This window comes from Campylobacter vulpis (assembly GCF_014217995.1).
GTDB lineage: Bacteria > Campylobacterota > Campylobacteria > Campylobacterales > Campylobacteraceae > Campylobacter_D > Campylobacter_D vulpis.
The window spans coordinates 616,992-632,313 of the sequence record NZ_CP041617.1; the positions used below are offsets into that span (position 1 = coordinate 616,992).

General features: G+C 35.6%; 12 protein-coding genes. 9 read left to right on the forward strand and 3 right to left on the reverse strand.

Going from position 1 to position 15,322, the window contains the following annotated elements:
- The first annotated feature begins 58 nt into the window (after positions 1–58).
- From gpmI to pheA, 4 genes are read left to right on the forward strand one after another with little or no spacing between them, the layout of a single operon-like run.
- Positions 59–1,537: a 2,3-bisphosphoglycerate-independent phosphoglycerate mutase gene (gene gpmI, locus CVULP_RS03100; protein WP_099507382.1), complete on the forward strand. Its 1,479-nt coding sequence runs from the start codon at positions 59–61 to the stop codon at positions 1,535–1,537.
- Between the two features lie 50 nt (positions 1,538–1,587).
- Positions 1,588–2,331: a 3-oxoacyl-ACP reductase FabG gene (fabG, locus tag CVULP_RS03105; protein WP_099462199.1), complete on the forward strand. Its 744-nt coding sequence runs from the start codon at positions 1,588–1,590 to the stop codon at positions 2,329–2,331.
- An 8-nt stretch (positions 2,332–2,339) separates the two neighbouring features.
- Positions 2,340–3,095, forward strand: coding sequence for an HAD-IIA family hydrolase (locus CVULP_RS03110; RefSeq protein ID WP_099462197.1), 756 nt, complete (start codon positions 2,340–2,342; stop codon positions 3,093–3,095).
- Positions 3,095–4,156, forward strand: a complete 1,062-nt coding sequence (gene pheA / locus CVULP_RS03115; protein ID WP_099462195.1) for a prephenate dehydratase — start codon at positions 3,095–3,097, stop codon at positions 4,154–4,156. The genes CVULP_RS03110 and pheA overlap by 1 nt, the downstream gene beginning before the upstream one ends.
- Before the next feature lie 111 nt (positions 4,157–4,267).
- Here pheA and CVULP_RS03120 read toward each other — a convergent pair whose 3' ends face one another.
- Positions 4,268–4,873, reverse strand: coding sequence for a GIY-YIG nuclease family protein (locus CVULP_RS03120; protein WP_099507347.1), 606 nt, complete (start codon positions 4,871–4,873; stop codon positions 4,268–4,270).
- Positions 4,874–4,875: 2 nt separating this feature from the next.
- Entirely contained in the window at positions 4,876–5,805 is a 930-nt protein-coding gene (locus CVULP_RS03125) for a DNA adenine methylase (RefSeq protein ID WP_099507346.1), read from the reverse strand.
- A 158-nt stretch (positions 5,806–5,963) separates the two neighbouring features.
- Here CVULP_RS03125 and CVULP_RS03130 point away from each other — a divergent pair, with 158 nt between their 5' ends.
- The 5 genes from CVULP_RS03130 (at position 5,964) to CVULP_RS03150 (ending at position 13,558) form a co-directional block, all read left to right on the forward strand.
- Positions 5,964–7,379: a hypothetical protein gene (locus tag CVULP_RS03130; protein ID WP_099462190.1), complete on the forward strand. Its 1,416-nt coding sequence runs from the start codon at positions 5,964–5,966 to the stop codon at positions 7,377–7,379.
- 230 nt (positions 7,380–7,609) lie between these two features.
- The gene (gene purD / locus CVULP_RS03135) at positions 7,610–8,857 is read left to right on the forward strand and encodes a phosphoribosylamine--glycine ligase (protein ID WP_099462188.1); all 1,248 of its coding nucleotides are present in this window, start codon (positions 7,610–7,612) and stop codon (positions 8,855–8,857) included.
- The gene (locus CVULP_RS03140; RefSeq protein ID WP_099507345.1) at positions 8,857–9,309 is read left to right on the forward strand and encodes an RDD family protein; all 453 of its coding nucleotides are present in this window, start codon (positions 8,857–8,859) and stop codon (positions 9,307–9,309) included. The genes purD and CVULP_RS03140 overlap by 1 nt, the downstream gene beginning before the upstream one ends.
- Positions 9,299–11,344: an LPS-assembly protein LptD gene (locus tag CVULP_RS03145; protein ID WP_099462210.1), complete on the forward strand. Its 2,046-nt coding sequence runs from the start codon at positions 9,299–9,301 to the stop codon at positions 11,342–11,344. The genes CVULP_RS03140 and CVULP_RS03145 overlap by 11 nt, the downstream gene beginning before the upstream one ends.
- Before the next feature lie 66 nt (positions 11,345–11,410).
- Positions 11,411–13,558: a polyribonucleotide nucleotidyltransferase gene (locus CVULP_RS03150; protein WP_099462209.1), complete on the forward strand. Its 2,148-nt coding sequence runs from the start codon at positions 11,411–11,413 to the stop codon at positions 13,556–13,558.
- On the opposite strand, the gene CVULP_RS03155 is transcribed toward CVULP_RS03150, so the two are convergent.
- The gene (locus tag CVULP_RS03155) at positions 13,547–15,202 is read right to left on the reverse strand and encodes a motility associated factor glycosyltransferase family protein (protein WP_141085325.1); all 1,656 of its coding nucleotides are present in this window, start codon (positions 15,200–15,202) and stop codon (positions 13,547–13,549) included. The genes CVULP_RS03150 and CVULP_RS03155 overlap by 12 nt on opposite strands.
- Positions 15,203–15,322 lie beyond the last annotated feature (120 nt).

A 15,322-nucleotide genomic window follows, 5' to 3' on the forward strand; every position in this document is an offset into this window, starting at 1 on the left:
TTTTAAAAGCTTAATTTTAGTAGAATTTCCCCAAAAATATTCTTATAAAAGAGCAAAAATGAGACAAAAATGTATTTTAATCATAACAGATGGCATAGGATATAATCCAAACGCAAAATTTAACGCTTTTAACGCTGCTAAAAAGCCCACTTATGACAAACTTTTCAAAGAAGTGCCAAATTCGCTTTTAAAAACGAGCGGCTTGGCTGTGGGACTTCCTAAGGGACAAATGGGAAATAGTGAAGTAGGGCATATGTGTATAGGAAGTGGGCGTATTATCTATCAAAATTTGGTTAAGATTAATCAAGCGATAGAGCAAGATACGCTTAAAGATAATGCAAATTTAAAAGCTTTGCTTGAAAAATGCAAAAAAGTGCATATTATAGGGCTTTATAGCGATGGGGGGGTGCATTCTTTACATACGCATTTTAATGCCTTGCTTACAATTTGTAAAAATGAGGGTAAGGAGGTTTTCGCACACGCTATTAGTGATGGACGCGATGTTTCGCCAAAAAGTGGTTTAAATTTTATTAAAAATTTAGAGGAATTTTGTGAGGCTAAAGAAGTGCATTTAGCAAGTTTGGCTGGGCGATTTTATGCAATGGATAGGGATAAGCGTTGGGAGCGTGTGGAGGCGTATTATAAGGCACTTTTAGGGGAGGCAAAAAGAGTTAAAAAGATGAGTGTTTATATGGAGGAAAATTATCAAAAAAATATTTTTGATGAATTTATCGAACCTGTGATTAGCGGGGATTTTGAGGGCTTAAATGAAGAAGATGGCTTAATTTTTATCAATTTTAGAAATGATAGAATGAAGCAATTAGTCGAGCTTTTAAGTGCTGAAAATTTCACTCCCTTAAAGCAAAAAAAGCATTTTTCAAATCTGCTAACGATGAGTGTTTATGATGATAAATTTAATATCCCCGTGCTGTTTGAAAAGGAGGAGCTTAAAAATACCCTTGCAGAAGTGATTTCAAATGCAGGTCTTAGCCAACTTCACACAGCAGAAACGGAAAAATATGCCCATGTAACTTTCTTTTTTAACGGCGGAAAAGAGGATTTGCTAGAAAATGAAACAAGGGTGTTAATCCCAAGCCCCAAGATAAAAACTTATGATGAAAAGCCGCAAATGAGTGCCTTTGAAGTGTGTGAGGTGGTAAAGGAGGGGATAAAAAAGGGCGAGGATTTCATCGTAGTGAATTTTGCAAATGGCGATATGGTCGGGCATACAGGTGATTTTAATGCGGCTGTGAGTGCGGTGGAGGCTGTGGATACTTGCTTAGGAGAGATTATAAAAGAGGCGAGAAGGCAAAATTACGCCTTTATCATCACAAGCGATCATGGAAATTGCGAAGCGATGCAAGATGAAAGGGGAAATTTGCTAACAAATCATACAACTTTTGATGTTTTTGTTTTCATTGAGGCACAAATTTGTAAGCAAATCAAGCAAAATATGGGTTTAAGCAATATAGCTTCAAGTGTGCTTAAAATTTTAAACCTTGAAATTCCCAAAGAAATGAACGAAACCTTATTTTAAGCATTTAAGATTTTAAAGTAGAATTTGAGAATTTTTGAAAAAGGAAGAAAATGAAATTTAGCGGAAAAAATGTTTTAATCACAGGTGCGAGCAAGGGTATAGGTGCTGAAATCGCTAGAGTTTTGGCGAATTTTGGTTTAAAGGTGTGGATTAATTATCGTTCAAAACCTGAACTTGCCGATGCTTTAAAAGAAGAAATTGAAAAAGAGGGAGGTGTGGTAGCTTTGATTAAATTTGATGCAAGTAAAGAAGAGGACTTTACCAATGCTGTAAAACTCATCGTAGAAAGCGATGGGGAGCTTAGTTATTTGGTAAATAACGCAGGCATTACAAATGATAAACTAGCCCTTAGAATGAGCTTTGAGGACTTTAGTGGTGTGGTTGATACGAATTTAAGTTCGGCATTTTTAGGTTGTAGAGAAGCCTTAAAAGTGATGAGTAAAAAGCGTTTTGGAGCGGTGGTTAATATTGCTTCTATTGTTGGTGAAATGGGAAATGCTGGGCAGGTTAATTATAGTGCAAGTAAGGGCGGTATGATAGCGATGACCAAGTCTTTTGCGAAAGAGGGAGCAAGTAGAAATTTGCGTTTTAACTGCGTAACGCCGGGTTTTATTAAAAGCGATATGACTGAAAATTTAAGTGATGAAGTGAAAAAAACTTACGCAGAAAATATTCCACTTAAGCGTTTTGCCGAGCCTTGTGAGGTGGCAAATTGCGTGGCATTTTTGCTAAGTGATTATGCTTCTTATGTAACGGGAGATGTGCTTAAGATTAATGGTGGCTTATATATGTAAGGAATATAATGCTGTTTTTAGATGTGCAAGGGACTTTAATTAGCGATAAAGATAAGTCTTTAATCACTGGTGCAAAGGAGCTTTTAGGGCTTTTAAATGATAAAAATATCCCCTATGTCATCATTACAAATAATACTAAAGATTTAAATTTTTTAGAAAATTTGCGTCAAAAGGGACTTGAGATAAAGGAGGGGGCATATTTAGACCCATTTTGTGTTTTAAGCTCTTATCTTAAGCCTTGCAAGGTGGCGGCTTTTGGTGCTGATGAGTTTATAAATAGCCTTGAAAATTTGGGCTTTATGCTTGATTTTGAAACGCCTGAGGCTTTGTTGGTGGCAAGTTATGATGATTTTAAATTTAAAGATTTTGCTAAGATGATAGAACTCGCGCAAAGGGGTGTAAAGATTATAGCAATGCACGAAACAAGCCTTTATAAAAAGGACGGCTTGTTGTATCCGGGTGTGGGAAGTGTGATGGCTATGCTTAAAAATGCGACAAATTTAAGTTATGAAGTCGTAGGAAAGCCTAGCAAGGCGTTTTACGAAGAGGCTTTAAGACTGATAAATTTGCAAAAAAATGGGATTGAGTTTAGCGATATAAGCATAATAAGCGATGATTTTAAGGGCGATTTGCTAAAAGCTTACGCACTTAAAATGCGTCCTATTTTAGTTTTAAGTGGGAAAATTAAAAGCATTAAGGGGCTAGATGTGAGCATTTTAAGCGGAGTGTATGAAAGCGTTTGGGAGTTTAAAGAGGAGCTGTGATGCCAAATTTAGAGGAATTTAGGGTTAAAATTGATGCCATTGATGATGAGCTTTTGAAGCTTTTAAATGAAAGAATGAGCTATGTTAAAAGGATAGGGGAATTAAAGCAAAGTTTAGGTGCAGCCATTTATAGACCTGAAAGAGAAAGAGCGATTATAAATCGCTTGAAAAGTGAGAATTTAGGGCTGTTAGACCAAAATGCCATTGAGGCGATTTATGGGGAAATTTTTGCGGTTTCTAGAAATTTGGAATTGCCTCAAGCGGTGGCGTATTTTGGACCTGAGGGAACTTACACACATCAAGCCGCTAGAATGCGTTTTGGTGCGATGAGTCGCTATATCCCCTTAGCGACCATTGAAGATGTTTTTAAAGAGCTTGCAAATAAAGAGGCGAAATTTGGAGTCGTGCCGATAGAAAATAATACTGAAGGTGCGGTAGGCGTGACGCTTGATTGCTTGGGGGCGTATGAGGAGCTTAAAATTTTTGGCGAAATTTATATGGATATCCATCATTCTTTTGTGGGGATTAATGAAAATATTAAGGAAATTGAACGCATTTACTCCCATCCGCAAGGTTATAATCAGTGTAGAAAATTCTTGGAAAGTCACGGCTTAAATGCTGTGGAATTCGTCCCAGCTAAATCGACTGCAAACGCCGCTCACCTTGCTTCACAGGATAAAAAGTCTGCTGCCATTTGTTCTAAAATCGCAGCAAAAATTTATAATGTGCCCCTACTTTTTGATAAAATTGAGGATAATGCGGCAAATAGGACGCGTTTTTTGATTTTAAGTGATATTATAACGCCTAAAATGAATCATTGTAAAACTTCTATTTTAGCACACACAGCACATAAGCCGGGCGGACTTAGTGCCTTGCTAGAAAATTTTAAAAAAGAAAATATCAATCTCACTAAGCTAGAATCGCGTCCCGTGAAAGCAAAAGAATTTCTCCATAGCTTTTACATCGATTTTGAAGGGCATATAGAAGATGAAAATGTCAAAAGAGCCTTAAGTGGCAATGAAGACATTGTGTGGCTTGGCTCTTATTTGAAAGAGTGTTAGAATACTTTTGGTAAATTTGGACTATTTTATAAAATTCATACCCTTTGGAGAATTTTAATGTGCAGTTAGGCTCTTTTTACCTTTCTTTATAGGCTTTAAATCGTGCTACATTTATTTGTTTAATCTCACTTCCTTGCGTTTAATTTTCTTTTCTCTACTCTGTGCGTTGGCTTGAAGTTCTGCGTGTTGGTTTTTTATTTCAAGTGGCCAGTCCGCGCCTTGTTCTTGCACATTCCATTCTGGGTGTTCGCTTTCCACACTTAAATAATCCTCCACACAACACTGCTCTATAAATTTATAAGAAATAGAAACATTTTTGACTTTTTTCAGCCCAAACAACCCTTTGACTTCTTTTTCAAAATTCTCTTGGTAAATCATATAAAATTCTATTTTTTTACCCTGTAAAATCGTGTGATAGAGAAAATACCACACGCCAAAACTTCTAATACTTGGTCGCCCTTTTACTCCGCCGTCTCTATAAATTTCTAAAGTGCTTTTGATTCCCCCTGCGGCTTGGCTTCCACCGATTTTTTTAATCTCGCCATCTACTACAATAAGATACACTCTAGCTACATTTTCACTTAATATTTTTTGTGATAGTGCCTTGCCATTTTCATCTTTTAAATCTTTTAGATAATTAAAATTAAGCTTTGTGCTACCACTTACAAACTCTACATCAGCGATTTTAAATGCCGTTTTGACTTGCCCTATTTTCATTTTCACTCCTTTATAATCAAAAGTTCGTGGCTTTGTTTGGTGTTGTCTGCATCGCCCCTTTCAATGCGATTTTTACCTATTCTTGTTTCGCCTTGTCCCATTGTATATTGCCATTTTGGCTCTAAGATTTTAAAATCCTTATAAGCTTCCCTGATAAACTCACAATCATTATAACTTAACACAAACTTGCCTTTATGGTTTTTAAGACAAATTGCTAAAAGCTCATGATTAAAGCTATTGTGATGAATAGGAAAGTTTCGCATAGGATAGATTCCTTTAAACATTTTAGAATCTCCCTCTAAAAAATACGGCGGGTCGCAATAGAAAAAATCAGTAGGATATTTTTCAAACACCGCTTCAAAGCTCGCCATTTCTACTTTAAGATTATGCGTTTTAAAAGCTCTAATTTTTTCTAAGGCTTTTAAATAGCGATTTTTATCTTCATAGATTTTACTCATCCAGCCTAAAAATCCGGGTCCATAGCTTAGATTAAAATTAAAGTAATAATCCCTTGCAAGTATGAGAGAATCTAGCTCTATTTTGGGCTTATTGTTGGGGTTTTTATGCCTTTCATTCCAAAATAAACTTAGCTCATTTTTGATGATTGCGTAATTTTCTTTTGTGGGTTCAAGCTTTAAAAGCTCATTATAAAGCGCGTTAGAATCCTTGCATAAAACTTGCCAAAAATTCACTAAAATATCAAATACATCAAAAGCTAAAACTTCAATATCAAGCTCTAAAGCTACCGCTACTTCCACACTCCCACCGCCAATAAATGGGCTAATAAGTCTCTTTATATCACTAGGAATCTGTTCTAAAATTAACCCCACCGCCAAAGATTTACCCCCACCATAACGCAAGGGGCTTTTTGTGTAGCGTTTATAGGTTAAATTTTTGCCTTTGAGATGATGTAAAAAAGTTTCTTTTTTCACCGTGTTGAATAATCCTTATCAAATTTATAAATGTAAAAGTTTAGCATTTTAGTTTAAATTGCTCTCTTTATTTTGCAGTTTAAAATTTGCAAGAAAAAATTAAAAAATAAGTTTAATTGTGCTAAATTTCTAACTTATGAAATTTCAAGGAAGAAATAATGCACGGGAAAATAGCGATTTATATGGACTCCACAGGTAGAGGCACCGTTACAAATTCGGCGAAGCTTTTTTTTGAATTTAATCGCCAGTCGTGGAGTGATAAAAGAAGTATGCCTAGTGTGGGTATGCTTGTGGAATTTCGTGCTGAGGGTAAGACAATAACAAGCGTTCGTCCTTCGCGTTATCAAGAATTTAAAGAGGGTGATTTCATCACTGAAAATGACTTTTGGCGAACGGATAGCGATGAGGCGTTAGAGGATTTACAAGGCTCAAGGCGTAGTGCTTACATTACCGAGCTTTATAGAGGGACGGACTATGATACCATAGAGAAAATTCCGCTTTCTTTTACCATACCTCAAGCGATTCAAAAGTATTTTGCGGGAGAAATTCTTTCTGTGGAGGCTTTAAAACAAAATGTCGATGATGAAGAGGAAATTCCTTGCATTTTGGATTACTTTATCTTAAAACGCTTTTTGACAAAATCTTTAGATACGCTCATTTTTATGGATCATTCTACTGATCAAACGCAGTTTAGCTCTTTAAAAAGTATCATTATGCACCTAGAAAATTCTTATAATGATATGAAAGATAAGCATAAGATGATTAATATAACGAAAATTTTTAACGAGACTTTTTTGTCTTTACAATGTCATTATCAAGCTCTTATTTCCACCATAGATACAAGGAAAAATCGTGCCCAGTCCCTAGAAGCTCAAATGAAAACTTTAACTTTAGAAATGAATGCAAGGGCGGCGACTATGGATCCTGCTAAAATGCAAGCTAAACAAGAGCGTTTTGATAAACTTGCTAAAGAGGCGACTTATTACCGCACTTCCTTAAAGCGTTTGGAGGCGATTCGCGATGATTTTTATAAGAAAAATTTTAGTATTTTTGAAAATGCCTTTAAGCTTTCAAGAGAAAAGCTTTTTAATAAAATCGTTACAGGCTTAAACCTCTGTGCGACTATTATGGATATGAAAATTTGGAAGCTATCTTTAAAATCATCAGGGGTTAAAAATTCCTATTTTACGAGAAGTAATATTGAAAATTCTTTTTGCTCTTTAGCTTTTGCGGAGCATTATTTAAGTAGGCTTAATAAGGCAGCACTTAATCCATTTGACCAAAAACTTCTAGTTTATATCCAAAAAATCACTAAGGAGCAAAGAAAGAAATTCCTCGTGGTAACTTCTGATTTAGACTTGCTTTGTAAAGTGAAAGTGGAGGTTTTTGCGTTAAATCCTTATTATATCGTTAAATATGCTCCCAAAAAAGTTAATTATCAATCTTTAATGAGAGATAATAATTTTGACATTGTTTATATCGATGAGGCACATATTTGGGAGAGTGCTGCGGATATCATTTTGCAAGGAAAGCATTTTGATAAGACGGGAAAGACAAAATTTAAGTTAATATAAGAATTTTAAGCTAAATAAGACTATAATTTCACTTGCCTGAGTAGTTTGTGCTATTTAAAGTGATCCAACACATTATTACTAACTGCGAGTGTGCGATTTACCGTGTCTGTGGCGTCGTTTGAGTTTCGAAAGAAGCGAGAAGTTGCAGCCTTTAAAAGTCGCCTAGTGGTTTTTTGACTTTTTGGGGTCAATCTTTGTAAAACGGCTGCTTGGGTTTTTAAGGAGAAATAATGAAAATTATGATTTTAGGGGCGGGTGCTAGGGAGTATTCTATAGCCTTAGCCTTAAAAAAAGAAAGAGAAAATTTAGAATTTATTTTTGTGCCAGGAAATGGAGCGAGTGCGAAACTTGGTCAAAATGTAGATATTAAAGATGTTAAAGAGCTTGCTTTGTATGCGAAAAATGAGGGCGTAGAGCTTTGCATAGTGGGAAGCGAGAGTTTTTTAGAGCAGGGAGTTGTCGATGAATTTTTAAAGCTCAATCTTAAAATTTTTGGACCGACAAAAAGTGCGGCTATGCTTGAAAGTTCTAAGGCTTTTATGAAGGAATTTTTGCAAAGACATAAAATCAAAACGGCAAGATTTATCAACACAAGCGAATTTAAAGAAGCGTGTGAATTTATAGAAAGTTTAACGCCTCCTATTGTTGTGAAAGCCGATGGCTTATGTGCTGGAAAGGGCGTGATTATTGCTAAAAGCAAGGAAGAAGCCACGCAAGTTGCCGCTAAAATGCTTAGTGGAGAGAGCTTTGGCGAGGCGGGGCGTAAAATTGTGGTGGAGGAATTTTTAGACGGCTTTGAATTAAGCATTTTCGCTCTTTGTGATGAGGAGGATTTTGTGCTTTTACCTGCCGCACAAGATCATAAAAAATTGTATGATAATGATGAAGGACCAAACACTGGTGGTATGGGTGCTTACGCTCCAAGCTCTTTAGCAAGTAAGGAGCTTTTAGAGCGTGTGAAAGATGAGATGATTAAGCCAACGCTTAAGGGTATGAAAGAGGAAAATAACGCCTTTTGTGGAGTGCTTTTTGTGGGACTTATGGTTGTGAAAAATGAGCCTTTTGTTTTGGAATTTAATGTGCGTTTTGGCGATCCTGAGTGTGAAGTTTTAATGCCTTTAATTAATAATCCGCTTGAGCTTTTTATGGCAGCAAGTGAAAAAAGACTTAAAAATTTCAAGCTTGATTTGAGAAATGAGGTTGCTGTGGGGGTTGTTTGTGCAGGGAAAAATTATCCTTTTAAAGCTTCCCCAAAAAGCAAGATAGAAATTTCAAAAATACCTGAAAACTCACACATTTCTTATGCTGGTGTGAGTTTGGAAAAAGATGAGTTGATCGCTGATGGAGGGAGGATTTTGGTTTGTGTTGGCACGGGTAAAACCATACAAGAGGCGAAAAAAAAGGCTTATGAACTTTGTGAAAATGTAAATTACGAAGGGAAGCATTTTAGAAAAGATATAGCTTATCAGGTGGATTAATGAACGAAAATTTACAAGATAAATTAGATCGAGAGGGCTTAAAAATCGCTAGTTTTTTCAAAAGAGCTTTGGCTTACACTATTGATGAATTTTTGCTTTCTTGTATAGTTTTTGTGATTTTTTTTAATGAATTTCAAAAGATGAGCGACCCGCTTGAAGCAGTAAGAATTTTAGGAAATTTTTCTTTGGGCTTGTTTGTGCTTCAGTTTAGTTATCACACTATTTTTACGGCACTTTATGGGGCAAGTTTGGGAAAGATGGTGTGTAAAATTATCGTGATTGATGAGCAGCTTTTGGATAAGCCAAATTGGACGCAAAGTTGTATTAGGGCTTTAATTAGGCAGTTTAGCGGTATGGCTTTTATGCTGGGTTTTGCGTGGGCTTTGGGGAATAATTTGCGTAAAACTTGGCAAGATTATTTAGCTAGGACTGTGGTTGTTGATGTGGCGTAATTTTTCTTTCTTTTTGGCAACTTCTCTTACTTTAAATGCTGCACAAGTAGATATTTACGCTACAAATGCTAAAAAAGAGGGAGATAAGCTTATTGCAAATCAAGATGTAGTTATATTTTCCGATTTTTATTTCATCACGGCAAATAAGGCAATTTATAATGAAAAAACCTCCGAAGTTGAGCTTTTTGGCGATGTGAATATTTTAAGGGGGCAAAATGAAAGGTCGCATTCAAATTATGCTAGAATAAAACTTGACACAAATGAAGCAAATTTTGAAAAATTTTTCTTTGCAAATAATGACCTTGAAGTATGGTTTAAAAGCGATAAGAGCTGCTTAGATGATAAGAGCTTTAAGGCTACGCTTTCTTCCGTTTCAAGCTGTAATGTCGAAAGTCCTGACTGGGAGATTAAATTTAGTGAAGGTAGGCTAGATAGAGAGACAAATTTTGTCCATCTTTATAATGCACGCTTGTATGTTAAAGATGTGCCTGTATTTTATATGCCTTATTTTGGTTTTAGTACAGATACGCAAAGACGCACAGGACTTTTAGTGCCTAAATTTAGCATAAAGGGTGATGAAGGCTTTTTTTATGAGCAACCTATTTATTTCACTATGCAGGAAAATTGGGATTTGCAGTTTAATCCTCAAATAAGAACACATAGGGGTTATGGACTTTACTCAACTTTAAGATTTATCGATTCTGCTTCTTCTATGGGGGAGTGGAATTTTGGAGTTTTTAGGGAAAATACAGATTATTTTAAAGATGAAAATTTGGAAAATCAAACCCATGTAGGTGCTGAGCTTAAATATCTAAGAACGGATTTGATTAAATCTTTACTTGGAGATAATTTTCAAGAAGGATTGTGGGTTGATGCGACTTATTTAAATGATGTGGATTATTTAAATTTGGGAAGACGCGATTATAAAGATGTGAATTCTTTAATTACTTCAAAAATTAATTATTTTCTTGCCGATGAAAATAATTTTTATGGAGCTTATGGAAAATACTATATCGACACCTCTAAAACCCACAATAAAGACACCTTACAAGAATATCCCTCATTTCAATACCACCGCTTTTTAAATTCTTTGCTTGATGAGAGGATACGCTACTCTTTTGATGTGAGTTTTAATAATTATTACAGACGCGTAGGACCTTATGCGAATAATCTTAATTTAAGCTTACCTTTATCATACCACAATGCTTTTTTTGATAATTTTTTGCACTTTGCTTTTACGGAAAGGCTTGACGCTTCTTTTGTTAATTACAGCAACGACCCACAAAAAGAACACGAGCATTTTTATAGAAACACACACGAATTTGACTTTTATACAGATCTTTCTAAGGCTTATGATAGCTTTTTTCATACTTTAAATTTGGGGGTTAGTTATATTTTACCCGGAGGTAAATCAGGAGGTATTAGTGAGGATTATTTAAATTTGGAAAAAATTGATGAAAAATTAAGTCCTTATTTAGTGCAATATTTTTACAATGAAAATGGCGAGAAAAAACTTAAAAATCGCATCGATGTGAGTTATTTAAGCAGACGCGATGAATTTGAAGAGAGTAAAAATCTCATTACTTATTATTATAATGAAAATATTAGCCTTAATAACGAAGTGATTTATTCTCATTTAGATAGGCATTTTAGTAATATTTTAAGTCAAATTGAGCTAGGCTTAAATCCGCAGTTTAATTGGGAATTCTCTCACGCTTATCAAAATGATGAATATGGAAAATATAGCTTCATAGGCACAAGGGCAAATTATTATTTAAACGCAAATTATAATTTTTTTGGTGGAATTTGGCTTGATACTCAAAGAGCGCATGCGAATATGTGGGAGCTAGGTTATACCTATCAGCGTAAGTGTTGGAATTATTCTTTAATGTATAAAGAAAGGATAGACCCAAAACTTACAAGTGCTGGTATTAGTGCTAGAAATCAAAGTGGATTTTATCTTGTGTTTAATTTTTATCCACTTGGGGGCGTGGGCTATGATTTTGCTTTACAAGATGATGAAAATAAAATTTAAGGAAAAAGCGTGTTTAATTTATTTAAAAATTTTAAAAAATTACTATCAAATGATAAAGGAAATATAATGCAATACAGCATAGAAGTGAATCAAAATTTAGAAATTTTTGACATCAATAAGGTCGCTAAACAAGCAGCTGGCTCTGTTTTAATGAGAGTGGGTAAAAGTGTTGTTTTAGCAGCCGTAGCAAGAGAGGATAAGCAAGTCGAGGAGGACTTTTTACCTCTTACTGTGCAATACATCGAAAAAGCTTATGCCGTAGGACGCATTCCCGGAGGCTACATTAAGAGAGAAACAAAGCCAGGAGATAATGAAACCTTAACGGCAAGGATTATTGATAGAAGTTTAAGACCGCTTTTTCCTAAGGGTTATGCTTATCCTACACAAATAGTTGTAATGGTGCTTTCAGCTGATGATGAGGTGGATTTACAAGTGATGAGCTTAAATGCGGCAAGCGTGGCTTTATATTTGAGTGGAATTCCTATGAAAGCACCTGTTTGTGGGGTAAGAATCGCTAGAATTAATAATGAGTTTGTGCTAAATCCAAGCAATTCTAAACTTAAAGAAAGCACACTAGATCTTTATGTAGCTGGAGTTAAAGATGAGCTTTTGATGATAGAAATGAGAGCTTTACCAAGTGAGAGTGAGGGTGAGGTTATGGTAGAAACTAGCTTTGCGGAGGCTTTAGCGGGAACTAGCATTTATGAGCAAGTGATGAATGAATTAAGCGAAGATGAGATTTTACAGGCTTTAAGTGTAGCAAAAAAAGCTATACTCAATGGCTCAAACGCTTATGAGGAGGCATTTTCTAAACATAGAAAAAATGAAGAAATCGAGCTTAAAGCAGAGCTTGAAAATGTAGAACTTTTTGAATTTATCAAGCAAAATTACACAAATGAAGTTAAATTTGCCATCAATCAAATGGCAAAAAGCGAAAGAGCAAGTGAGTTAGAAAAAATCGCCAAAGAGCTTATGAAGCTTGAAAATATCATAGATAAATATAGCCAAGAAGAAGTTTTTAATGCCCTTTCCAAAGTCAAAAAAGAACTGATAAGAACACAAATTTTAAAAGAAAGAAAAAGAGCAGATGGACGCGCTTTGAACGAGGTAAGAGCCATAGAAATAGAAACAAATATTTTACCAAATGCACACGGCTCTTGCCTTTTTACAAGGGGACAAACACAAGCTTTAGTTGTGGCGACTTTGGGTGGGGAAAATGATGCACAAATGACAGATTTACTAAGCGAGAAAAATCCTATTAGCGAACGCTTTATGGTTAATTATAATTTTCCAGGCTTTTCTGTGGGTGAGGCAAGTCCTATTAAGGCACCGGGCAGAAGAGAGCTTGGACACGGAAATTTGGCTAAAAGAGCACTTTATCCAAGTGTTGATGAAAATTATCCTTATGTGGTGCGTTTAGTGAGTGAAATTTTAGAGAGTAATGGCTCTAGCTCTATGGCGAGTGTGTGCGGTGGCTCACTAGCTTTAAGGGCGGCTGGAGTGCCTAGCATTAAGCTTGTGGCAGGTGTGGCTATGGGGCTTGTTTTAGAGGGTGATGAGTATGCTATTTTGACTGATATTATGGGACTTGAAGATCACGATGGAGATATGGATTTTAAAGTTGCTGGGAGTAAAGATGGCGTTACCGCACTTCAAATGGATATTAAATTAGGCGGAATTGATGAAAATATTCTTAAAAACGCTCTTTATCAAGCAAGAGAGGCGAGGCTTCACATTTTAGATTTAATGGAGGAGGCAAATTCTCAAATTGTCGTTAATGAAGAGATTTTGCCAAAATTAGAGTTTTTTAGCGTAGAGCCTAGTAAGATTGTTGATATTATAGGACAAGCGGGTAAGACGATTAAAGAGATTATCGAAAAATTTGGCGTTTCTATCGACCTTGACCGCGAAAAGGGTGAGGTTAAAATCGCAGGAAATCAAAGTGAGCAAATCAAAGCGGCGAAAGATTATATCATCAGCATTACAAATAAGGGCAAGAAAAAGGATTTAACGCAGTTTAAAGTCGGCGAGGAATTTCACGGCGCAGAGGTTAAAAAGGTAGCACCTTTTGGAGCTTTCATCGCTTTAAAAGACGGGGTCGATGGTTTGCTTCATAATTCTAAAATTAAGACTAAATTAAGCGAAAATGACAGGCTTGATGTGAAAATTAGCGAGATTAAAAACGGCAAAATTTCAGTGGATTTACTCTCTTAGAGAGTTTTCCAAGCCTTTGTTTAAAATTTGGATTTTGCGTTCTAAATTTTCTATGAAAAATCCTAGCCACTCTTTATAATGATTGATGTAGTAAAGATGAAATAAGCTTTCATCTTCTATTTTTGCTTTTAAAACTTCACAGATGAGTTCTCCTTTTTTATAAAAAACAAAGCCTAATTTCCCATCATTCAAAAACTCGTCCTCTTCTAATTTCCCATCATTCAAAAACTCGTCCTCTTCTAATTTCCCATCAAATTCATCAATCATCTTTTTGACTTTTTCTAAAAAGTTAAGGGGGAGAGTTTTATGACTTTCAAGTATGGTATTTAAGGCGTTTAAAAGCTCTTTTGCTCCCTCTAGCATACCTTGGCTTTTTCTAAGATCCGCTTTGACTTTAGTGTTAAATTTGCTTAAAATTTTTTTTGCTTTATTGTGCGTGATGGGTTTTGTGAGGCTAAAATTTGGCTTTTTATTAGTGAGTAATTTCGCACTTTCTTCAAAGCTAAGTTCCTTGCTAAATTTGATGAAAGCCCCACCCTCTGTTGAATTGATGAAAGTCGCTTTGTTTTTATTTAAAAGAAAAAGTCTTTCTAAATCTTTTCTGTAATAATCCCAAGTAATATGCGTTGTAACCTCACCTTTTCCTCCATAAGCCTTGATTTTAAAATACTCTATGTCTGCCTCTGTTTCGAAATTTTCCCCATAAGCATAGCCTTTAGCGTGCGAGTCTCCGTTAAAATCAAGGCTTAAATCCTGCCCCAGCATAATGATATTTTTAAAGCCAAGCTCTAAGGCTAAGGCGTAAGCAAAATGACTGACATTCCCTCCAAGCTCTATAAAACCAAAGTCTTTAAAGAAATTATACTGACATACGCCGTCTTTCGTGCCCAGCACCACGCTTAAATTTTTACCCTTAAGGCTTTTTAGGGTTTTTGGGTGAGTAGAGTAACCATTAATGATGAGGCTTTTAGCTGGAATTTCGTGTAAAAAAGCCTTTGCAAAATCACTAATATCTGTATTGAGGATATAATCAGGCTCAATGCCTTGCTCTAGGACTATGTTTAAAGCTCCGTCCGCACAAAAAAGCACGGCGTTTTCTTGCACCTTTTTTAAAAGGGGAAGTTGTTTGCTAAGGCTTGGACCTGCTGAGATGACAATGGCATTTTCAAATTTGTTTTTTCTTTCCTCAATAAGTCTTGCTATAGGGATATTTTCAAGCATTAAAGGCACATTGAAAAGAAAATTTTCATACACGCTAAATAAAATGTCCCTAGCCCATACCCCAAGTGTGCTTAGGGTTGTAAAAATGGCACTTTCGCAAAGTCTATGCACGGCTTTTGCTTTTTCTAAATAAAAATGCTGATAATATTGCCCGTTCATAAAAAGCTCAAAAAGGCTAAGGTATTGATAATAAGGCTTAGTTGAAAAAAGCATAGTAAGATAAAGCTCTAATTTTTCACTGCTAGTATCGACAAAAATGACCCTGCCTTGCTTAAAATCCTCACTAAAATCAAAACGAGAAAAAGCCGAAATGAAAAAGTCTAAATTCTCTTCCAAGACGATAATAAGAGAGTATGAGGGAATAAGCCTTTTTATAAGTTCGCCATCTCCTATGCCAAAAAGGCAGATGAAAGGATAACGCAAACTTTGAGTTTTAATCTCACTAAAAAGCTGCTCTTTTTCACCCTCTTCATACGCAAGACCCCCCCGTTTTTACTTAATTGGCTTTTTTCGTTACCTTGAAGGTAAGAGACAATTTTTAGG